This window comes from Streptomyces roseicoloratus, from assembly GCF_004117935.1.
GTDB classification, from domain to species: domain Bacteria; phylum Actinomycetota; class Actinomycetes; order Streptomycetales; family Streptomycetaceae; genus Streptomyces; species Streptomyces roseicoloratus.
In genome coordinates this window covers 64,546-85,954 of sequence record NZ_SDOY01000091.1, presented here as the reverse complement: position 1 = coordinate 85,954, position 21,409 = coordinate 64,546, and the positions used below count along the sequence as shown (strand labels likewise).

The window sequence follows — 21,409 nt, the reverse complement described above, 5'->3', positions numbered from 1 at the left end:
CCGGACGGGTCAGTCGGCCTGGGCGGTGAGCTTCTTCTCCAGGGCCTGGGCGAGCTCTCGTTGCCGGCCGCGGTTGGCCGGATGGTCGATGTGGCAGTCCGGGCAGCGCTGGTCCACCCCGTCGATGATCCGGTATCGGCGGGCGCTGGACTCGCACTTGCCGCACCACTCCATGAACGCCGCCAAGACGTCGCCGCGGTCCTGCTCGGTCCCGTCCGGGTGCACGAGGCTCACGTCGCCGTCACGCTCCACCTCGTTGACGCACCAGACGCCGTCCTCCTCACCGTGGGTGGGGGCCATGAGCGGCACGGTGGTGCCGTCGCTCAAGGTGTGCCAGGCGACGACGGGCTCGGTGTGGGTGTAGACGCCGTCGTTGTACTGCTGGTGGTAGCGCACCCGCCAGCCGCCGCCGGGCAGCACTCCGGTCACGACGGGGACCTGCTGCACCCGGGCGAGGGTGTAACCCTCGCTGATCAGCCCGATGGGGGTGACCAGTGCCCGGCCGAAGAGCACGAGCGGCTGGCCGTCCTCGTCCCAGGCCACAACCTCCTTGTCGACCGTGATGGTGCGGCCGTCCCTGGTGCGTGTGAACACGGCCCGGTATCCGCTCGGGTGGTGGCGCATCCAGCGCTGTCCCTTCTGTCGGCTCAAGTCAGTGGGCGGGGCCTTGCAATGGGCCCCGAGGGTGCGGCGGGGCGGCCCGCCGGGCGGGTCAGCGGGAGCGGACCTCGCGTGCGGCCTCGTGTGCGCGGCCGAGTTGGTTCTCGAGGCTGGTGGCGCTCGTGGCGGCTTCGCCGATGATGCGGGCGACCGTGGTGGCGTCGTCGCGGTCGCGGGCCATGCGGTCGATCGCCGAGGACGCCTGCAGGAGTGCCTGCGGCAGGGCTTGGGCGAGTTCGTGGAGCCGGCCCAGGGCCCGGGCGACGTCGCGGGGTTCCTCCCAGGCGGCTTTGCCGCTGGCAATGTCCTCGACGAGTTTGGTGATCGACCGGGCGGCGTCCCGGGGATGGTCACTCGGGTCGTACGGCACAGGCTGGCCCCTCCAGTTCGCGGACACGACGAGGGCTTCAGTGTCGCGTCCGGCAGGCGCCCGCACGGGTGACTTCGGTGATTTCGCGATCACCGCCATCAATCCGCGGCCCCTGGTCGCCGGGGCGGAACAGGGCCGGGAACGAGTGCGGAACGGGCCCGGAACGGCGGCGGTGTTCCGCAGCGGTTCCGGGCCCGTTCCGGCCTGTGTTCCGGCCCTGAAAGGGCCTGTGAGCTGGGCGTTACGGTGTTCCGGCGCGATCGGCGACGTCCTGGCGATAGACGCCTTTACGGCCGGTTCCCGCGACGCGGACGGTGGTGGTGCGGACCCCGGCGGAACGCAGGGCCTCGCCGACGTCGTCGCGGGTCCAGCCGCGGTAGCGGACCGGTTCGTAGGCGGCGAGGTCGGCGGCGAGCTGGTCGAGGTGGATGCGGTCCTCCGGGCTCTTGTCGATCACGTCGATCACGTCTTCGAGGAGCTGGCGCACGTCGCGGGTCAGCTCGGCCGGCTCCTCGGAGCCGACGCCGTCCAGGACGAGCGTGGTCATCCCGGCGTTGACGCGTTCGGCGGTGCGGCGGACGGCGTCGGCGGCGGTGATGTGGCGGGTCTTGCGCATGATGGGGGCCCGGTGCCGGGGCGCGAGGAGGTAGAACGTTCCGGCGTCGGCCGGGTCGTGTTCGCCGGGCGAGGGGATGAGGACGTGGGGCAGCCAGCCCTTGCCGATGGCGGTGCGGTCGCCGAGGACCACGGGGACGTCGGCTTCGCGGCAGGGCATCAGGACGCGGATGCCGAAGGAGTCGGCGACGGCGTCGCCCATGATGTCGGCGGTGGCGTCCTGGGTGCACAGGATGACGGTGACGCGGGCTTTGCGGCCGATCCTCAGCAGCTTGAGGACCAGCTGCTTGGCGCGGCGGGTGAGCTGGGGGTACTCGTCGACGGCGACGTGGAGGGACGGGGCGTCGGGGGTGGGGATCCAGTTGTCGATGTGCGGGGGCAGGTCGGCGATGCGGCGTTCGGCTTCGGCGACGAGTGCTTCGAGGGCCTGCTCGATGCTGTCGTCGTCGTAGGCCCGCAGCACGGCGGCGTCCCGCATGGGTCCGAGCCCGCGTCCGGTGGGGTCGATGTCGACGATGACCGCGTCGTCGCAGGCGGTGATGTGGTCGGCGAGTACGCGGACCATGGCGGACTTGCCGCCGCCGGTGACCGCCACGATGATCACGTGCTGGCCGGCGAGGATGACCTCGGTCGTCTCGCCGTCGATGGAGAGTCCGAGGTCGGCCGGGTTCAGGATCGACAGTGAGCGCGGCGCGTGGTGGACGGCTTCGGGCATGGCGGCGAACGGGTCGCTCATGAGGACCCGGATGCGGACGTTGGCCGAGGCGTTGGGGTCGCCCTGGGCGAGGGTGCGGCCCTCCCCGACCTTCAGCAGCGTGTCCAGGTCCCGCAGTGCCTTGACCACGGTGGCCGAGGTGCCGGACCGCAGGGTGGCGGTGGCCTGCCAGCCCCAAGGGGTGCGTTCGGGGCTGTGGACCTCTTCGACCTTGACGCCTTCGGCGACCAGAGCCCGCCGCAGGCATTCGGTCACCTCCTCGCCGGTAGTGGCGCGGGCGATGGGGAACGGGTCCGTACCCGGCGCCGCCTCGTTCGTCTCCGGCTCCGGCGCGGGCTCCTCTGCTGCCGGTTCCTGAGCGGCGGGGGTCTGTTCCAGGGCCGGGGCGTCGAGTTCGGGCAGCAGCAGGGCCTCGGGCACGGGCCGTTCGGTCAGCACGGGCTCGCTGCGGCCCAGCCACCACAGGGCGGCCGCGGACACCGGCAGGGCGAGCAGGAGGGCGCCGGGGGCCTGGACGGCGCCGTATAGGGCGCCGCAGGTGCAGGCCAGCAGGCCCGCGGCCCGCTTCCAGGTGGTGCGGGTGCGGGCGGAGGTGATCTGGTCGGCGGTGGGCTGGATGGGCGTGAACGGCCTCGTGGCGAGGCCGGTCTGGGCGCGTTCGCGTCCGGCGAGCTCCGCCCGCAGGTCCTTGGCCTGTTCCTGGTCGCTCTTGGTCCAGCCGTCGGCGGCGGCCCTGCGGTCCAGGCGCTGCAGCTGCTTGCGGACCTCCGCGGTCCGCTCGTCGGCCTCTTCGCGCAGCGACGTGTGGCGGGTGAGCTGCTTCTTGACCAGGAGCCTGCGCAGTTCCTCGTCCGAGACGCTGGCCGCGGTGGCGAAGTGGCGGGTGAGCTGGTGGGCGTGGCGGCAGCCGGTGCCGACCTGGCGGACCACCGAGCCGAGCACGCCGCGGGCGGCGGCCGCGATGCGGGCGGAGCGGCCCGGCCGGGGAGCCTCCGCGGCGTCTTCGTCGGTGCGGGGGCCGGGATGGTCGGGCGGCAGCAGCTCGGCATCGACGATCTCGTCTTCGTACGGGGTGGGCAGGTGTTCCATGACGGTGTGTTCCTCCGAGGGGGGGGGCGGGCGGGTGCTCGGTCGGCGGCGGTCGTCCGCGAACCCGGCGGGGTTCGCGGACGACCGTCACCGGCCGGGCCTCAGGCGCCGAGGAAGCCTGTGAGGACGCCGCCGATGGAGTTGGCCAGCGGGACGAGGGTGGCCCCGGCGATGCCGGCGACTCCGGCGGACAGCCCGATCGAGCAGCCGCAGACCACGCCGGTGGCCAGCGAGCCGCGGATCTTCTTCTTCGCCGAGCGCCACACGGCGATCAGGCCGACGGTGAACAGCAGCAGGATCACGCTGCCGCCAGGGTCGAGAGCGGTGATGCCGGCGCGGGTGACCAGCGGGGACTGTGCACCGGTCCCGGCCGACAGGGCATAGTCGCCGGCCTTGTTGGTCGCGCCGAGGATCCATCCGGCGATCTTGCCGAGGACGCCGCCGGCGGCCAGGACGGACAGCGTGCCCAGCGCCAGCCCGGAGCCGAAAGGCACGAGCTCCTTCCAGTCCCGGCTCTTGCGGTACCAGGGGATCAGGACCCAGGTGAGGATGCCGAGGCCGACGGCGACGCCTCCAAGGGTGGCGACGTTGGCGGTGGTGATCACGGGTTTCACGCTCCAGTCAGGATCGTCAGCAGGACGCGGGCGGCGGGCGAGAGGAAGGTGGCGACGACGGTGGCGAACAGCACCGCGCGGGTGAGCCACCAGCGGCGCCTGAGGTCGATGAGCAAGGCCGCGGCCATCAGCACCACGGCGATGGCGTACTCGTCGCCCGCGATGGCGAGGGCCTTGCGGAAGAACGGGGAGATCAGCACCCCGGCCGCCAGGGCGGAGCCGTTGTAGGCGGGCCGCACCCAGGCCCAGGACAGGCCGGGCTCGGCCTCGGGCATCGGGGTCTTGGCGTGCAGTGCCTCGGCCATCCGGTCGGCGAACTGGTCGGCGACGCGGTGCCAGTCCACCTCCCCCGCCGCCGGAGCGGGGGCCGGGGCGGGGGTGCCGGACGGTGGGTAGGCGGGCGGGGGCGGTATCAGCTTCGGGGGCGGGTCGGCGGTGTCGTCCGGAGTGCTCATGAGGGCGTCGTCCTTGACGGTTCAGGAGAGGGTGAAGGCGAGCGCGAGGCCCAGGGTGAAGGCGGCGGCCACCAGAAGGGGGCGGGCCAGGGGCAGGCGGTCGGCGGGGCGGGCCGCCAGAGCGACGGCGGCCGATGCGGCGGCGACAGGAAACGCGACTGCGAACGTCAGTTCTATCGCGTACACAGGGAGATTCCCTTCGGATTTTCGAGGCGGGCGGTGGTCAGCGGCCGGCGGCGTGCGCGGGTTCGTCGTCCGCGACGGGTTCGGACGTCTCGACCTCGGCCGTCTCGGCGCTGTCGACGACGTGCAGACGGCGAGTCCGGCGAGCGGCGCGCTGGTCCATGGCGTACTTGAACAGCGGGCCGCACCAGTTGCGGGAGATGCTCAGCGCCTCGCGCAGACCGTTGGCCGACGGTGTCTCGCCCTTGCCTTCGGCGGCGTCGATGTAGGCGTGGGCCTCGTCGAGACGGGCGAGGTAGCGCTCGGGCAGCGGCCCGTCCTCGGACGTCTCGGCCCGCTCGTCGCGGTCGGCGGGACCAGGTGTCTCGGCGGTGTCGGCGCCGGGGGGTTCAGCCGTCTCCGGCTCCGGTGTCTCGGGGGCATCGGCGCCAGCCGCTTCGACCGTCTCCGCCCTGGGTGTCTCGGGGGGCGTCCGGCCAGCGGGAGAGAAGGCGGAGACGGGTTCGGCGGGGGTCTCTTCGCCGGTGTCTCCGTCGCCCACGGGGCCGGGGCCCGCAGGGGTCTCCAGCCCGGGGTCGTCGGCGTGCGGACGGGCACTCTCGCCGGTCTCCGTCTTCGCCGTCTCCGGCCTCTGGGCGGCGGGGGCTTCGGGGGTGTCTCGGGACGCTTCGATGATCGGGGTGACGTCGGCGAACAGCAGCTTCGGGTGCGGCTGGTCGGGGCTCGCGTACGCCTTGGGGAGTTCGGCGCGGATGCGTGTCTCGGCGATCCGCATGGACTGGCGGGCGTGCTCGGTCAGGGCGGTCTCGGCCGGGGTCGCGGCCGCGGCGAGGGTCCAGGGGGAGGCGGGGGTGAGGTCGGCGAGCGCGTCGGCGTTGCGGGAGGCGGCGATGTCTTCGAGGAGGTAGCGGCGGTCGGCCGGGTTGTGGGCGGCCCCCGAGATCCGTACGGCCTTGCGCAGGCGGCGGCTGATGCGGCGGCCGCGCCATCCGTCGCGCTTGTCGCCCAGCGCCCGCAGCTTGTCGGAGAGGCGGGAGGCGCGGGCGGCGGCCCGGCGGCGGGCGATCTCGTCGGCGGATTCCTGACCGGCCCAGGACAGCAGGTGGGTGCGGACACGGGTGAAATAGGTGGCCAGGATGCCGGGGCCGGCCTGGCCTCGGGCGGCCCGGCGGGCGGGGGCGAGCGAGCGTTCCCACAGCCAGGCGGCGACCATGGCGGCGGCGATGCGGATGCAGGCGTCCAGCGGGCTGCCCGCGTCCATGGCCGACAGGGCGGCGGAGGTGCAGGTCAGGACCCAGACGGCGATGCCGTCGACGCCGCCGGAGACGTGGCCGCTCTCGCCGGACTCCTCCATCTCCTTGGCGGCGGCCTTGATGGTGTTCCCGGCGCGGAGGGCGGAGGCGAAGACGGCGACTTCGAAGATGGGGAAGACGATGACGAGCACGAGCGTGGGCAGCTTCATGCCGTGTTCCAAGGTCCGCCACATGCCGACGGCGGACAGGGAGTTGGCGAGCACGGCGCCGAGCCCGGTGAGCACGTTGGCGCCGCCGTAGCGGGTCACGGTTCGTTTCAGGCCCCACCCGGCCGCCGCGAGGGCGGCCAGGGTGAAGGCGGCGGCGGTGGCCGTGGCCCAGGGGTGGGCCTCGATCCAGGTCACCGCGGTGGTGAGGGTGTGGCTGTTCACGAGGGGGGTTCTCCGGTGGTCCAGGTGGCGGCGAGGCGGGTGGCGGCCTGCTCGGCTTCGTGTCGTGCGAGGGCGGCGCGGAGGCGGGCCTGGGTGGTCTCGGCCCGCAGCCGGGCCGGGCTGACGGCCTGTTCACGCTGGTCGGCGGGCTCGGTGGCGCTCACGCGACGTGGCCCAGGACGGGGGCGGTCAGGTGGATGGTGGAGCTGCCGCAGTTGCCGACCGCTTCAACCACCGGGCCGCTGGTACGCAGACCGGGGGCGTCGATGGCGCGGGCGAGGGTGCCGATGAGGTCGGCGGGCAGGGCCACGTCGAGGTGGATGGTGATGTCGGCGGCCAGCGCCGGGGTTCCGGCGATCAGGTCGAGCAGGCCGGCGCACAGGTCCTCGGCCTCGGCCCGCTCGCCGCCGGCCCGGGGGTCGGGCGGGGTCAGGGACCGGTCGGTGGCCGCCAGCAGCCGGGCCAGGACGGCCCGCAGCTGGATCAGCGCCAGCGCGGTCTCGTCGCCGGACATCTTGTCCAGCGGCAGGGCGATGGCCTCGGCGAGGAAGGTGCGGGCCGCGGCGACGGCCTCGGCCCGCCGGCCGGGGACGGTCGGCGAGGTCAGGCCGTTCCAGGCCAGGCGGGTGTACTCGGCGAGGCTGACCGGTAACGGCGCGGCACCGGGCCGGGCGGAGCCGGAGGTGTCGTCGGTGTGGCTACTACGCTGGGACACGAGCTCGTCCTCCTGGTTGCTGCATCGCGGACAGGGGTTGCGGGCCAGGCCCCGGTGCTCGTGTGTTCGCCCACACGTCCCGGGGCCGCTCGTTTTCAGGCATGGCGGTGCCGCAACACCCGAACAGGAATCCCCTCAGGTGATCCGGCACCCCCAGTAAAGACCCGACCACCTGACGAGGTCAACACATCACCTGAGGGGATTGCATGAGTGGCAGGGGAGAAATAACCTCTCCCTCATGAAGAAGTCCGATCCCCCCGTGAGCCCGGAGTACCTGCGGGTCGCAGAACTGATCCGAGGCCGGATCCGCGACGGCACCTGGGTGCCCGGCCAGCGCATTCCCGCAGCTCCCGCGCTTGCGGAGGAGCTGGGGAGCGACCGCAGTGCGTGCGAGCGGGCCGTGCGGGTGGTGGCCATGCAGGGCCTGCTGACCACCAAGCAGGGCTCGGGCGCGTACGTGTCGCGCATCCTGCACAAGATTCGCCGGGACGGCACCTCCCGCTACCAGAAGGCCAAGCGCGAGGAGGCCACCGCCGACGGCGGGCAGGCCCGCGGCGCGTTCGAGGCCGAGCTGCGGCGCATGGGCCTGATCCCGCGCAACATGCCCTCGGTCCGCAGAGCCGTCCCGCCGGCGGAGATCGCCGAGATCCTCGGCGTCGACCCGCAGGCGGAGTCGGTGCTCGTGCGGGACCGGCGGATGTACGCGGCGCCGGCCGACGCGGCACCGGAGGACCTGGGCACCCCGGTGCAGATAGCCACCACCTACATCCCGCTGGACATCGCGGGCGGCACGGTGCTGGAGAACTACGACACCGGCCCCGGCGGCATGATCAGCCGCCTCGCCGAGATGGGGCACGTGCAGGTCCGCATCGAGGAGACGATCGAGGACCGCGAGCCGACCCCGGACGAGGCCAAGTTCCTGATGCTCGACCAGCGCAACCGGGTCTTCGAGATCACCCACCTCGCCCGCACCGAGCAGGGCCGGATCGTCGAGGCCACCGTCCACGTGCTGCCCACCAGCATGTGGCAGCTCAGCTACGGCTGGGACATCGACGACAACTGACGCGGTATCCGGCCCTTCGGGGCCCACAGAATCCCAGGCCCCGGGGCATGCCACCGGGGATCTGGGCCATCAGGGGGAAAGGCAAGTAACCCCTGAGACACCACGAACCCGGCGCCCCGCTCACGCGGGGAGCTTGAGATGCAGACGAAGGGTTGGCACATGCCCAGCACCACGACCAGTGGCGGCGCGATCCTGCGCGACGCCACGTCCCGCTACCGCAAGGCCCGCCGCGAGGAGGACGGCGCCCACGGCGCGTACGACGCCGAGACCAAGCGGGCCGGCGCCGCACCGCGTGCCGAGGTGAACGTCTCGCGCGACTCCGCCCCGGCCGACATCGCTGCCGTTCTCGGCGTCGAGCCGGGCACCGAGGTGGCCGTCCGCGCCCGCAAGATGTTCCAGGACGACCAGCTCGTGCAGCTGGCCGACACCTACATCCCCGTGGATGTGGCCGAGGCCGCCGGCATCGAGCAGGTGGACACCGGCGTCGGCGGGATCATCTCGCGGATGGCCGAGGCCGGGTTCGCCCAGGCCGAGGTCACCGAGGACGTCTCCCAGATTGAGGCCGACGCCGACCAGGCCGCCGCCCTCGGCGTCCAGGCCGGTGACAAGCTGCTGCAGATCATCCACACCGGCCGCACCGACGCCGGCCGGGCGGTCGAGGTCACCCGTCACATCCTCGGCCCGAACTGGACCCTGCGTTTTTCGGTTCCCGTCGCCTAACTAGCGGCCCAGGCCGCAACGCTCGCGAAAGCAGCTGCTACTGCACTCGCCGAGCGGCGGGACACCAACTGAACACGAAGAAGCGGGCCCCATCCTTGGACAGATCCGGGCCCGCTTCTCCATAACGACGGCGCTTCAACGACAACGCGCACAGATACGGGAAGACGAGCTGCTACTCCGCTTCCCGCGGGCCGCACTGTCCTTGCCGCGCCGGGGAGACGCCATGCCCGACAAGCGCCAGCCTGCCCGTACACAACACTCCCGGCACCACGGTAGCAACCGCCCGGCCGCCCCCTGCACCTCTTGCCCGCTCCCGGCCTGCGGGGAGGGGGCGTGAGCTACGGCTACATCACGCGCGGCCCGATGGCCGCGGACGCCTTCGAGGCGCACTTCACCCGCATCGCCAACCAGCTCTTCCGCGACGCCCGCCTGTCGTTCAAGGCCAAGGGCATCTTCGGCCTGATCTCCACCCACAGGGACGGCTACGGCCTGTCGATGGAGTCCATCGCCGCCGCCTCCACCGACGGCGTCTCCGCCGTCCGCACCGGGCTGAAGGAGCTGGAGCGCTTCGGCTACCTCGTGCGCGAGCGCGACCGCAACGAGGCCGGCCGGCTCGGCCAGACGCGGTACTGGATCACCGACATGCCCGACGGATTGGTCATCACCCTCACCCCGGACACCGCCGCCGACCGGCAGAGGACACAACCGCCCAGGTCACAGCCTGGATGCGAAGACCGCACCCAGGGCAGCGGCGGGGAAAACCCCAGCTCACGGCCTGGATGCGATTTGCCACACGTGGCCGGTCCACCCGAGGAAGATCACCGGGGTAAGAAGACCATCTCCCAGAAGATCAACTCTCTCCCGGCCGCCGAGCGCGCTGACGCCGAGGAGAGAGAGGCGGCTTCGCCCGGGGATGAGCCCGCGGCCGCTGTGGCCGCCGCCTGGGCGGCCCGCCGCACGGAGCTGGGCCGACCGGTGCCGGTGATGGCCCCGGCGAAGATCGCCGCGGCTGCCGCCCGCCTACTCGCCCAGGGCCTGGACACCGGCCTGCTGACCGCCGCTGCCGCCGACATGGCCGCCCATGACGGGTGGCTGGACCTGGCCCGGCACCTGGAGCACTACACGCCCCCGGCCCTGCCCGCCCAGCGGGCCAAGGCCCCCGCCTGGTGCGGGACGTGCAACGACGGCCACGAGCCGCTCTCCCTCGCCGAGCGGACGCGCGAGATGCCCGACGGCCGCGTCGTGCGCTGTCCCGCCTGCCACCCCGCGGCCCTCGCCGCCTCCTGACCTTCCCGGCTGCACCCCGCGGCCACGAGTGCCGCACGCCCGGCAGCCGCCCCTCTTCGCCCTTCCCGGAGCCTTCCTCGTGACCTCTGCAGTCCCCGACGCCTTCCCCGGCGGCCTCGACCGCGTACCGCCCCAGGACCTGGACGCCGAGCGGTGTGTCCTGGGCGGCATGCTGCTGTCCGCCGACGCCATCGGCGACGTCGTCGGCCTGATCACCGCCCGCGATTTCTACCGGCCCGCCCACGCCACCGTCTTCACCGCCATCCTCGCGCTGTACGGACGCGGCGAGCCGGCAGACCCGATCACCGTGGGCGCCGAGCTCACCCGGTGCGGCGAGATCACCCGGATCGGCGGCGCGTCCTACCTCCACGTCCTCGTCCAGGCCGTGCCCACCGCGGCGAACGCCGCCTACTACGCCGAGATCGTCGCCGACCGGGCCCAGCTGCGGCGGATCTGCGAAGCCGGCACCCGCATCACGCAGCTGGCCTACGGCGCCGAGGGCGAGGCGGCCGAGATCGCCGACGCCGCCCAGGCCGCGCTGTTCGAGGCCGTCGACGTCCGCCGTGAGGACGAGCCCAAGGCGCCCGCCGACACCCTGGAAGCCACGTTCGACGAGCTGGACCGCATCACCCGCAACAAGGGCGCCATCACCGGCCTGTCCACCGGGTTCGCGGACCTGGACGCCCTGCTGCAGGGCCTGCACCCCGGGCAGCTCGTCGTGGTGGCCGGCCGCCCGGGGCTCGGGAAGTCCACCCTGGCCATGGACTTCGCCCGGGCCTGCACCGTCAGGGCCGGCAAGCCCGCACTGTTCTTCTCTCTCGAGATGGGCCGCGACGAGATCAACATGCGGCTGCTGTCCGCCGAGGCCCGCGTCGGTCTGCACCGGATGCGGGCGGGCACGCTCACCGAGGACGACTGGGACCGCCTGGCCAAGCACCGCGGCGCCCTCAGCGCGGCCCCGCTGTTCGTCGACGACGCCGCGAACCTGACGCTCATGGAGATCCGCGCCAAGGCCCGGCGCCTGAAGCAGACCCGCGGCCTGGCGCTCGTCGTCGTGGACTACCTGCAACTGCTGACCCACGGCGGCCGCCGGACCGAATCCCGACAGCAGGAGGTCGCCGACATCTCCCGGTCCCTCAAGCTGCTGGCCAAGGAACTCGCCGTGCCCGTCATCGCGCTCTCCCAGCTCAACCGCGGACCCGAACAGCGCGTCGACAAGAAGCCCGTGCTCTCCGACCTGCGCGAGTCCGGCGCGGTCGAGCAGGACGCCGACGTCGTCATCCTGCTGCACCGCGAGGACGCCTACGACAAGGAGTCGCCCCGCGCCGGAGAAGCCGACCTGATCATCGCCAAGCACCGCAGCGGCCCGACCGCCACCGTGACCGTGGCCGCACAACTGCACCTGTCCCGCTTCGCCTCCATGGGCTGACACACCACAGCCGACGAGCGCACATGAGTAAATCAGTCATTACCTGAGGGGACTTGTCGTTCACGTGAGGAGCCAGGTAACGTGAGCGCTCCAATCACCTGAGGGACTTTTCGGCAGGCGTGTTTGTTCACGCCTTGCCGCAGGTCAGGGAGTTGGACATCCCGGCGCTGAAGTCTCGGAACGGGTCCGTCAGATCGAACCGTTCCGGTGCGGTGTCGGGCCATGGACCGAGCGACAGGAGCTTGGATGAGCAGGAACAAGGACGCGGTCCGCCTGGCGGAGATCCGCGGCATCCGCTACGTGCACGCGCTGCGGGAGATCCGCGAGGAGTCCGGCCGCAGCGGTGAGAGCCTCGGCGCCGCCGGTCTCCGCCTGATCGGCGAGGCCGAGCGGGCCGCCCAGGTGCCGCAGCGGACGACCTGATCAGTCCTTCGACATGAACGAACCCCGGGACGGCCGTCTCGTCGCCAAACTCGCCGGCCGTCACCGGGGCCACCACCCCGCCTACACGGAAGTGGAGGGCACCATCATGCCCCGAACCCGCAAGACCCCCGCGCAGCTGGCCGTCGAGGCAGCTGTGACCGTCCGTGAACTCAACCACGTCACCACCCGGGTGAACGCCTACCCGTACCCCGGTGACGTCGACGACACCGTCCAGGGCCTGCGGATCCTGGCCGGCCGTCTGCCGCAGGCCATCAGCCAGGGCGGCACCGCGCTCGCCCGTCTCGCCGAGGGCGGGAACGTGCGCCTGGACGCCATGTCGCCGGGCGGCTCGCTGGACGAGCACATGAAGGACACCCTGGCCGCGGCCGCCGACGCCACGCAGGCCGCCGCCGAGCTGGAGAACGCGCTCAAGCGGCTCGGCGGCTACACCTGCCACCTGGCCTTCGCCGAGCCGCAGGAGACCGGCGCGTGAACGATCACGGCTGGCTTCCCGAAGCGCCGGACGGACACGAGTGGGTGCGGCCCCGGCCGGCCGACTGCCCCACCTGCCCGTGCCACACCGCGCGGGTGTGCGAGCAGAAGGATTGGCACCGGTCGGTGCCCCGGCACCAGGGCTGCCCGTGCGAGGCGGCGGCCGTCGCCGCCGACACCCCGCCCGCCACGCGGACGGTGACCCTCACGGTCGCCGGAGTCTCCCGCACGGTCATCGCCGAGGCGCCCGCGGTCGGCATCGGCGCCGGCCTGCTGATGACGCCCCGCGTCTTCCGCGCCGCCGGCCCCCACCTGGCCGCCGAGGCCGTGGTGCCGATGGTGCTGTCCCCGGCCGGCGAGCACACCCCCGCGGACCTGGTGGCCGTCGACGAGCTGGGCCAGCGGTGGACGATCCGGCTGACCGCCTTCCACGGCGGCGCCGAGGTCGCCATCACCGGATGGCACGACGCCTGACGGGCGAGCTCGCCACTTCCCGCTCTTCCTTCGCCGCCCGCTGCGGGCCCGGCCGCCGTTCCTCACGCGTGCCGGGCCCCGGGGCGGCCCTTCCCACCTTCCTTGCGCGGCCTGGTGGCCGCCCCCTTGCGAAAGGGCACCTTCATGTCTTCCAGCTCCGACCGGCCCCAGGACGGCCAGGCGGTGACCGTACGGTTCCGCCCGGCCCACGGCCCCGAGCGCGTCTACGACTTCACCGGCCTGCCCCGCCCCGAGTTGCACCCGGGCCTGGCCGCCGCCCTCACCGCCCGCGTCCAGCCCGTCGGCGGCACCGCGCGGACGGTCTCCACCGCCGACATGTACTTCGCTTCCATCCGCCGGTTCCTGGCCTTCCTCGGCGTGCTGGACGAGCCCCTGGCGTCGCTCGGCGACCTGCGGGGCAGGCACGTTCGCCAGTACACCGCCAGCGACCCCGGCTACTCGGCCTCTGCCATGAACCGCGAGATCGCCCAGCTGTGCCGACTGCTGCAGGACGCCCCGTACGGCTCGCTGGACGAGGACCTGTGGCAGATGGTGAAGAGCCCCGGCCACCTCATCCGGCCCGCTCCGGCATCCCACCGCACGCCGGTGTACTCCGGCGACGAGTTCACCGCCGTGCTCACGGCGGCACGCAGGGACGTCGTCCAGATCACGGAACGGATCGCGGCGGGCGAAAGGCTCCTGGCTGCCTTCCGCACGGCACCCGAGACCCTGAGGGGCAGCGACCAGGCCATCGCGCAAGCGCTGGACACGCTCGACCGCACCGGCGCCCTGCCCTTCGGCCAGCACCCGAAGGACGCCGCCCTGGCGGCTGGACGCCTGTGCCTGACCGGGGCGGATCTCGCGCCGCTGTTGGTCCTGGCCGCCAGCCTGACCGGCCTGCGGGCCCGGGTCGTTCACACGCTGCCCGCCGATCACACCGTCGACGGCGCCCGCGTCGTCGTCGCGGTCAACGATGGGCACGCCCGCGGCCCCGTGCCGGTTCACTGGTCGCTGACCAGCGGTGATCAGGCTCCGCTGCACAGCCCCGGCGCCTTCTACCTGCTGCTGCACCAGCTCACCGCCCGCAGCCGACGCTTCGCCCGCACGCCGTCGGTGTGGAGCGTGTGGACCCCCGCCGGTCACACCACCCCGTCCTTCCACGCCCCCTCGGCCCTGCTGACGGTGTGGGCCCGCCGCCACCAGCTCGCCGGGGACGACGAACGCCCGCTCACGGTCTCCATGCCCCGCATCACGAGGACGGCCCGCGGCCGCGTCCTGGGCTGACCGGCCCGAAGCCCGCCGGGCGGCCGCCCGCCGCCCGGCCCAGTGCTCCCTCTTGCCTTGGCACGACCCATGACAGGAACCATGACCGAACTGCACTGGCGGGTGTTCATCACCCGTCACGACCTGCCCCGGCCCCAGACCCCGGACCCACTGATGGACCTGCTGTGGGACCTGGACGAGTGGCTGGACGAGAACGGCATCGACGACGGCACGCCGTACCTGATCAGCCCCGAGGGCCGGTACGACGTCGAGCTGAACTCCTACTTCACCAGCGAGCTCGCCGCCTCGCCCGAGGACACCCAGCGGGCCCACGCCTACGACCTGAAGATGTGGCTGACCTTCCTGTGGATCAGCCGTGGCCGCAAGGACTGGCGGCACGCCGACACCGACGACCGCGCCGCGTACAAGCGGTGGCGTACGTCCGATCCGCGCGGCCCGCACGTGGACCCGGTGACCTGGGACCGCGAGGTCGCCACCGTCAACACCTTCTACAAGTGGGCCACCCACCCGAAGCGGACCTACGCCGCCGAGAACCCGATTGTGCAGCGCGAGGCCCGTGTCCACCCCTCGCGCGGCGGCCGCCACAGCACGGCCATGACCCCGGCGGAAACCTCGCACACCGGTCCGCGCAACGAGGTCGTGTGGCTGACGCCGCAGATGTACCGGGCCTGGCGGGACGTGGGCCTGCGCGGCTACACCCCGAAGGGGTTGGCGGACCGTTCCTTCCGGGGACGCTTCGGCTCCCGCAACGCGACCTACTCCGACATGATGATCCGCACCGGGCTGCGGCTGTGCGAGCAGACCTCGCTGTCCCTCTTCGAGCTGCCGCACCCGGTGGCGGGCAAGGCCAACGTCCGCACCTGGCTTCCGTGGCCGATCGCGAAGTACGGCTCCGCCCGCTGGGTCTACCTCCCCTCCTCGTCGCTGAAGGCGACGTGGGACTACGTCGAGGAAGATCGGGCCGAAGCCGTCGAGGACGCCCGCGACTCCGGCGTGTACGACCGCATCCGCAACCCGCTGATCATCTCCGACCCGGCGAACCCGTTCGTCGAGATCGACGGCCAGCGGATCACCGTCGACAAGCTCGGCCACGCCGAACGCCGGCGCCTACTGATCGACACCCCCGACGGCCTAGAGCCCGCCGCCCTGTGGCTCAACGAACAGGGCCTGCCCAGTGCCCGCTCGTGCTGGCAGGAGGTCTTCAAGGCCGCGAACCGGCGGTGCATCCGGCACCGGCTGAACCTGCGGGCCCACCCCCACGCCCTGCGGCACAGCTTCGCTGTCATCACCCTCGAACAGCTCTGGCGCGGCCACATCCAGGACATGGCCGCCATGAACCCCGGCCAGCGCCAGACCCACCAGATGATCTTCGGTGACCCGCTCAACTGGGTCCGCCTCCGCCTCGGCCACCGAAGCGTCGTCACCACCCTCCGGTACCTGCACGCCCTGCAGGAACTGGAGATGGAGACCCGCCTGGCGCTCATCCCCGCCGACTGGGAGCCCACCGCCGCCCCGGCCGAGCCCGAACCCGCCCTGGAGACGACACCCGCATGACCGAGACCGCCATGGACACCGTGACCGCCGTCCCGGCCGGACTGGCCCCCCTGGATGTGCGCTTCGTCGCCGCCGACGGCAGCGAGGCGATCTACCCCTTCGCCCACCTGCCCGCACCCACCTTCCACGCGGACATCGCGGCCGCGTTCAAGGACCACTGCGACAGCGGCGTGATGCGTACGGTCAAGACCGCCGGCAACCTGTACTCCGGCGCCCGCCGGTTCCTGGGCTTCCTCAGCCAGCTGGAGGCGGCCCCCGCCTCCGTCGGCGACCTGACGCCCGAACACATGCGGCAGTACCTGGACTACCGCAGCGCCACCACGACCCCCAGGAGCCGCCACGGCTGGTGGTCCTCCGCGTGCCGGCTGCTGCGGCACGTCAGCCCGGTCGAACGGCTCCGCCACGACCTGCGGGTGTACCTGTCCTACTCGCGGGCCGCCGCGACATGGGAGGGCGTCCCGGACGTCGTCCCCGCCGAGCGGCCCCCGCTCGAAGACGACCCCCGGGATCTGCGGCGGCTGGCGTTCACCACCGCCGACGGCCGCAAGCGGCTGTTCGACTTCACCGCCCTGCCGCTGCCCGTGCTGCACCCGCCGCTCGCCGCCGCCTTCCGCTCCGTCCTGTACGTCGACGGTCAGGCGGTGTCCCTTTCCACGGCGGAGAACAACTGGTTCGCGGTGCGGCGCTTTCTCCTCCACCTCGCCTCGACCGAGAACCCGCCCTCGTCGGTGTCCGAGCTGAGCCCGGAGCACTTCGGCTCCTTCCGCGTGCACCTCACCCAGACCGCGACTCCGTCCAGCGCCGACATCACCATCAACCAGGTCCGCGGCGTCCTGGGCAACGTTCGGCCGTACGAGCAGCTGACCGCGAAGCTACGTCACGACCTGGAGCACGCCGTCGGCGCCCCCGTCCCCGCCTCGCCCAAGCCGCCCAAGACGGTGCCCCGGCCCAGGAAGGGCCGCGCCACCCTCATGCCCGAGGGCCCCTACGAGCCCATCACCACCCGCGCCGAGGCAGCCGCGACGCTGAAGGTGCACTTCACCGGCGAGGACGGCCGCCAGAGCGCGTACGACTTCGCCGAACTGCCCTTCCCCGCTTTCCACGCCGAGCTCGCATCGGCCTGGGCCCAACGCACCGGCCCCACCGGCGCCCTGCGCACTCTGGCCAGCGCGAACACCGCCTTCGGCTGCCTGCGCCGCTTCCTCACCTTCATGGAGTCGCTCGCCCACCCGCCCAAGACCCTCGGCGAACTCACCGTCCGCCACCTGGAGCGGTTCCGGATGCACCGGCTGGAAGGCAACCAGGAGCGGACCGCGCTGCACGACCTGATGGAAGTCCGCGCCACCTTGCGCCTGGTCGTGCCCTTCGATGTCTTCTCCGAGGACCTGCGCGAGTTCCTGCAGCAGCCCGGGCTGCGACGCGGACACGCCCACCAGGGTGTGCCCGGCTACTCCGACCGCGAGTTCCGCGACCTGATGGCCGCCGCCCGCAGCGACGTCGTCGCCATCCGCGACCGCATCCGCAAGGGCGAACGCCTCCTTCAGACCTTCCGCACCGATCCCGGCTCCCTCACCCAGGACGAGCGGACGATGGGTGCCCACCTCGACCGGATGGACCGCACCGGCTTCGTCCCTGTGGCCCGCACCCACCTGCGCCGCCCCGTCCTGGAAGGCCGGGCCCACTTGGCCCGGCAGCTGTTCCTGGGCGATACCGACCTCGCCCCGCTGATGGTCCTGGCGGCCGGCGTGACCGGCCGCAACGCCGAGACCCTCAAGGACCTGCCCGCCGAGCACCGCGTCCTGGACGACCGCGCGGTCGCCGTCAACCTCACCAAGCGGCGCCGTGGCAAGAGCCACAGCCGCGAGACCGTGCACTGGGAGACCGGCGGCAGCGACAGCCGCCAGCTGCACACCCCGGGCGGGTTCTACCTGCTGCTGCACCAGCTCACCGAACGCAGCCGCCGCTTCTCCGGAACTTGGCGAGCGTGGAGCATCTGGGCAGGCACCAGCGGCCGCAAGGGCGCCGACTGGGAGGCCAAGTCCGCCTCCGCCGGCCACGTCGATCCCTTCGCCGCCCGGCTCGCCCGGGTGCTGTACCTTTCCCGGTTCGCCGAGCGTCATGACCTGACCGACGACAACGGCAACCGGCTGGAGGTCTCGCTCAACCGCATCAAGACCACGGTCGAGGTGCGGACCACCAAGGCGATGGGCGGCCACCTGCCCTCGGCCTCGCGGACGAACACCCTCGACGTCTCCTTCGCCCACTACCTGCAGGGCGACCCCGTCGTGCGCGAGTGGGCCGACGAGATCCTGACCACCGCCATCAACGACGCTGAAAGCCATGCCCGCGGCCTTCGGCCCAAGGTCGTGCCCACCGCCGAGGCCCACCGGCTGACCGAAGCCCCGCACCGGTCCGCGGCCGAGCTGGGCACCAGCCCCGAGACCTTGCACCAGGCCCTGGACGGGCAGCTCGACACCGTCGCCAGCTCCTGCCTGGACATCGACCACAGCCCGTTCAGCGCCGGGCGGTGCGACGTGTCGTTCCTGACCTGCCTGCGCTGCCCCAACGCGCTGATCACGCACCAGCACCTGCCCGCCCTGCTCGCGCTCGTCGACGAACTCGACCGCGCCCGGCAGGCCATGGCCCTGGACGCCTGGGTGCGGGAGCACGGTCGCACGTGGCTCGCCCTGACCCGACTGATCCTCCCCCAATTCACCGACGCCGAACGGGCCGAGGCCGCCCAGGCCAAGCCCGCCGCCCTCGGCCTGGACCTCATCGACGGCCCCAAGGAACTCGGATGACCACCTCCACCGCCCACGCCCTCGCTGGCCACCCCCTGGACGACGAGCTCGTCCTGGCCAACCGCCCCCTGGTCGACTCGGCCGACCTGGCCTCCACCTCCCGCTTCCGGGACGACATCTGGGACCTGGTCCCGGCCCTCCACATGCGCCACTACCGCACGCTGCGGCTGAACTTCACCGCCGTGCCCGCCCAGTTCCGGCAACCGGCCAAGGAGCTGTTCTTCGCCCTGCTGCGCCACGACCACCCCTACGGCCAGCCCCAGCAGAAGATCATCACCGTGCACGGCCGGTTCGGAAACGTGAAGGCTTTCCTGGTCTGGGCTGGCGAGCACGGCGCGAGGTCCCTGCGCGAGCTCGGCCTGGACGACTTCGAAGCCTACGACCGCCACGTCACCGCCCAGCGCTACGAGGGCACCACCGCATCGGCCAAGCGCGGCGCGGTCCGGATGCTGTGGATCTACCGCACGAAGCTGACCGGCGACGCGCTGTCGATGGACCCGCAGATCGCCTTCGACGCCTCACCGGCCGCGGGATCACGCACTACCAGCGCCCCGGCGACGGAAAACGCCACACTGCGCATCCCCGAGGAGGTCCTGGCCCCCCTGCTGACCTGGGCACTGCGCTTCGTCGAAGACTTCGCCGACGACATCCTCCGAGCCCAGCAGGAATGGCAGGACCTGCGGACACAGACCCGCACGCGTGACGGCCTGATCGACGGCACCATGCCCTTCGAACGGTTCACCCGCGTCCTGGACCGCTACCGGACCGAAGGCCGCCCTCTGCCCCGCCTGCCCGACGGCGTTCTCCGCTCCTTCGCCAACCGCCCGGGATACTCCGTCCCCGAGCAGCCAGTGAACCTGTCCCACCTCGCCCGCGAAGCCCGAATGCACCCCAGCAGCATGAGGGACCGGGCCAGCTACCAAAAACTCATCGCCACCGCGATCGAAGAGCTCGGCCTGGACGACACCACCTACCTGCACACGCAAGTCCGCGGCACGCTCGACGGCCGGCCCTGGCTGGACCGCCTGCGCTGGGACCACATCGAAACCTACGTCCGGGCCCTGCACAGCGCCTGCTACATCGTGATCGCCTACCTGTCCGGCATGCGCGAGAGCGAAGTCAAGCACATCCAGCGTGGATGCCTCAGCGTCTGGCAGGACGAGGAGGGCCGCCCCGTACGCCACAAGATCACCAGCCAGGCGTTCAAGGGCGAGGACACCCCCGAAGGGGTGGAAGCCACCTGGATCGTCAACGCGGCCGCCGCCAACGCCATCCGCGTCCTGGAAGCCCTGCAGCCCGACGATCAGCCGTACCTCTTCGCCCATCCGCCCACCTCGCGGCATTTCGTTCGCGCGAGGATCAACACCGTCCCGGTCAGCTCCTCCACCGTGGAAAATCTGGCCTTCTTCGCCGAATGGGTGAACGACTACTGCTCCGCCACCGGGCGCAACGACACAATTCCCAAGGTCAACGGCCGGGTATGGAAGCTCGACACCCGCCAGTTCCGCCGCACCCTCGCCTGGTCCATCGCCCGGCAACCCGGCGGCTCGATCGCCGGAGCCATCCAGTACCGCCACCACTCCATCCAGATGTTCGAGGGCTACGCCGGCACATCCACCTCCGGCTTCCGCCCCGAGGTCGAAGCGGAACAGGCCATCGCCCGCGGCGAAAAGCTCGGCGACATCATCCTCAACCCCGCACCCCAGCGGCTCACCGGCCCGGCCGCCGAAGAAGCCGAGGCCCGGCTCGCCGCAATGGAGAGCGAGGTCGAATTCCTCGGCAAGGTCATCACCGACCGCAAGCGCCTGCAGCGCTTCATGAAGCGCAACGACCCGCACATCTACCCCGGCGAGTTCGTCACCTGCGTCTACAACCCCGACCGCGCCCTGTGCCGCCGCGAGGCCGAAGCAGGGCCCTCCTTGCCCGACTGCCAGCCCACCAAGTGCCGCAACGTCGCCCTCACGGACGAGAACAAGGACGCCTTCCTCCTCTGGCTGCACCGCCTGGAACGGGCCCTGGCCGGCACCACCCTCGCCCCATACGTGCGGCACCGGATGGAGGAGCGGCGGGCCGACATCGCCCGCTTCCTCCAAGCCAACGACATCCACACCACTCAGAACCAGGAGCCCCACTGTGACGCGCCCGACGCTCACTGACGACGAAGTACAGCTCGCCATGAACCTCATCCTGCGCGAGGCCCGGGAATCCGGCCGCCGCCCCACCATCACCGCGGTCGAGAAGCGCCTCGACGTCCGGCACGCCACCTTCTACCGAAACTTCCCCCACCTCATCGACTGGTTCAGACGGGAGGCAGACGCCCAGCGCGAGGCGGCCGCCGCCGAGGCCCCCACCAAGCCCCAAACCGACCCGGCCGACATCATCACCGACCTCCGCCGCGAGAACACTCAGCTCCGCCGCACCGTCGCCGTGTACGCAGAGGCCCTGCGCCAGCTCACCCTGACGTACGAGGAAGCCACCAGCCACGTCCGCCAGAACGCCGGAGTCACCGACCTCGCTGCCCGACGCAACCAGAAACACTGAACCAACACGGGACGCCCCAGGCCGTCGCCAGTCGACAGTCCTGTGGGCCGGACAGACCAAAGCGGGGGTGCTCACATCACCCCCGCTTTTGGTTTCGGCAGCGCGCCCGTCACTCAGAAGGCACTGCCATCCACGCCTACCACGTTGACGCGCCAGCCCAATCGTCACTCAGAGCCATCACTGTGGGCGAGCGCTCCAGCCGCGGATCCACCACTCGCCATGCTCCGCGCAGCACTTCGGA

At 72.0% G+C, this 21,409-nt stretch carries 21 protein-coding genes; 12 read left to right on the top strand and 9 right to left on the bottom strand.

The window, feature by feature from the left end:
- Positions 1-9: 9 nt before the first annotated feature.
- From ESG85_RS09010 to ESG85_RS08980, 9 genes are all read right to left on the bottom strand, one after another.
- Positions 10-594, bottom strand: a complete 585-nt coding sequence (locus ESG85_RS09010; RefSeq protein ID WP_128977525.1) for a hypothetical protein — start codon at positions 592-594, stop codon at positions 10-12.
- 118 nt (positions 595-712) lie between these two features.
- The gene (locus ESG85_RS09005) at positions 713-1,030 is read right to left on the bottom strand and encodes a hypothetical protein (RefSeq protein ID WP_128977524.1); all 318 of its coding nucleotides are present in this window, start codon (positions 1,028-1,030) and stop codon (positions 713-715) included.
- A gap of 241 nt (positions 1,031-1,271) precedes the next feature.
- Entirely contained in the window at positions 1,272-3,449 is a 2,178-nt protein-coding gene (locus tag ESG85_RS36565) for a type IV secretory system conjugative DNA transfer family protein (protein ID WP_128977523.1), read from the bottom strand.
- Positions 3,450-3,550: 101 nt separating this feature from the next.
- Positions 3,551-4,054 carry a hypothetical protein gene (locus tag ESG85_RS08995; protein WP_128977522.1) on the bottom strand — a complete coding sequence of 168 codons (504 nt, stop codon included), beginning with the start codon at positions 4,052-4,054 and terminating at the stop codon, positions 3,551-3,553.
- Positions 4,055-4,059: 5 nt separating this feature from the next.
- Positions 4,060-4,518, bottom strand: a complete 459-nt coding sequence (locus tag ESG85_RS08990; RefSeq protein WP_128977521.1) for a hypothetical protein — start codon at positions 4,516-4,518, stop codon at positions 4,060-4,062.
- A 21-nt stretch (positions 4,519-4,539) separates the two neighbouring features.
- Positions 4,540-4,704, bottom strand: coding sequence for a hypothetical protein (locus ESG85_RS34915; protein ID WP_164986199.1), 165 nt, complete (start codon positions 4,702-4,704; stop codon positions 4,540-4,542).
- A gap of 37 nt (positions 4,705-4,741) precedes the next feature.
- On the bottom strand, positions 4,742-6,385 hold the full coding sequence (locus ESG85_RS08985) for a hypothetical protein (protein ID WP_128977520.1): 1,644 nt from the start codon (positions 6,383-6,385) through the stop codon (positions 4,742-4,744).
- Entirely contained in the window at positions 6,382-6,549 is a 168-nt protein-coding gene (locus ESG85_RS34910; RefSeq protein ID WP_164986198.1) for a hypothetical protein, read from the bottom strand. Before ESG85_RS34910 ends, ESG85_RS08985 begins: the two co-directional genes overlap by 4 nt.
- On the bottom strand, positions 6,546-7,100 hold the full coding sequence (locus tag ESG85_RS08980) for a hypothetical protein (RefSeq protein ID WP_128977519.1): 555 nt from the start codon (positions 7,098-7,100) through the stop codon (positions 6,546-6,548). Before ESG85_RS08980 ends, ESG85_RS34910 begins: the two co-directional genes overlap by 4 nt.
- A 259-nt stretch (positions 7,101-7,359) precedes the next feature.
- Between ESG85_RS08980 and ESG85_RS08975 the strand changes: the two genes are divergently transcribed.
- From ESG85_RS08975 to ESG85_RS08930, 12 genes are all read left to right on the top strand, one after another.
- Complete coding sequence (locus ESG85_RS08975) at positions 7,360-8,163, top strand: GntR family transcriptional regulator (protein ID WP_219825168.1); 804 nt, start codon at positions 7,360-7,362, stop codon at positions 8,161-8,163.
- A gap of 159 nt (positions 8,164-8,322) precedes the next feature.
- Positions 8,323-8,883 carry a UTRA domain-containing protein gene (locus tag ESG85_RS08970; RefSeq protein ID WP_181018993.1) on the top strand — a complete coding sequence of 187 codons (561 nt, stop codon included), beginning with the start codon at positions 8,323-8,325 and terminating at the stop codon, positions 8,881-8,883.
- A 333-nt stretch (positions 8,884-9,216) separates the two neighbouring features.
- Positions 9,217-10,170 carry a helix-turn-helix domain-containing protein gene (locus ESG85_RS35795; protein ID WP_246094892.1) on the top strand — a complete coding sequence of 318 codons (954 nt, stop codon included), beginning with the start codon at positions 9,217-9,219 and terminating at the stop codon, positions 10,168-10,170.
- A gap of 79 nt (positions 10,171-10,249) precedes the next feature.
- The gene (gene dnaB, locus ESG85_RS08965; protein WP_246094891.1) at positions 10,250-11,599 is read left to right on the top strand and encodes a replicative DNA helicase; all 1,350 of its coding nucleotides are present in this window, start codon (positions 10,250-10,252) and stop codon (positions 11,597-11,599) included.
- Positions 11,600-11,845: 246 nt separating this feature from the next.
- Positions 11,846-12,022 (top strand): hypothetical protein, encoded by a 177-nt coding sequence (locus tag ESG85_RS34905; RefSeq protein WP_164986197.1) that lies wholly within the window; start codon positions 11,846-11,848, stop codon positions 12,020-12,022.
- Between the two features lie 13 nt (positions 12,023-12,035).
- Positions 12,036-12,515: a hypothetical protein gene (locus tag ESG85_RS08960; RefSeq protein ID WP_128977515.1), complete on the top strand. Its 480-nt coding sequence runs from the start codon at positions 12,036-12,038 to the stop codon at positions 12,513-12,515.
- Positions 12,512-12,988, top strand: a complete 477-nt coding sequence (locus ESG85_RS08955) for a hypothetical protein (protein ID WP_128977514.1) — start codon at positions 12,512-12,514, stop codon at positions 12,986-12,988. The genes ESG85_RS08960 and ESG85_RS08955 overlap by 4 nt, the downstream gene beginning before the upstream one ends.
- 144 nt (positions 12,989-13,132) lie before the next feature.
- Positions 13,133-14,272 (top strand): hypothetical protein, encoded by a 1,140-nt coding sequence (locus ESG85_RS08950; RefSeq protein WP_128977513.1) that lies wholly within the window; start codon positions 13,133-13,135, stop codon positions 14,270-14,272.
- A gap of 81 nt (positions 14,273-14,353) precedes the next feature.
- A complete protein-coding gene (locus tag ESG85_RS08945; RefSeq protein ID WP_128977512.1) occupies positions 14,354-15,826 on the top strand; it encodes a site-specific integrase in 1,473 nt (490 codons plus the stop codon).
- Positions 15,823-18,627, top strand: a complete 2,805-nt coding sequence (locus tag ESG85_RS08940) for a hypothetical protein (RefSeq protein ID WP_128977511.1) — start codon at positions 15,823-15,825, stop codon at positions 18,625-18,627. The genes ESG85_RS08945 and ESG85_RS08940 overlap by 4 nt, the downstream gene beginning before the upstream one ends.
- Positions 18,624-20,783: a hypothetical protein gene (locus tag ESG85_RS08935; protein WP_128977510.1), complete on the top strand. Its 2,160-nt coding sequence runs from the start codon at positions 18,624-18,626 to the stop codon at positions 20,781-20,783. Before ESG85_RS08940 ends, ESG85_RS08935 begins: the two co-directional genes overlap by 4 nt.
- Positions 20,761-21,168: a hypothetical protein gene (locus ESG85_RS08930; protein ID WP_128977509.1), complete on the top strand. Its 408-nt coding sequence runs from the start codon at positions 20,761-20,763 to the stop codon at positions 21,166-21,168. Before ESG85_RS08935 ends, ESG85_RS08930 begins: the two co-directional genes overlap by 23 nt.
- Positions 21,169-21,409: the final 241 nt, after the last annotated feature.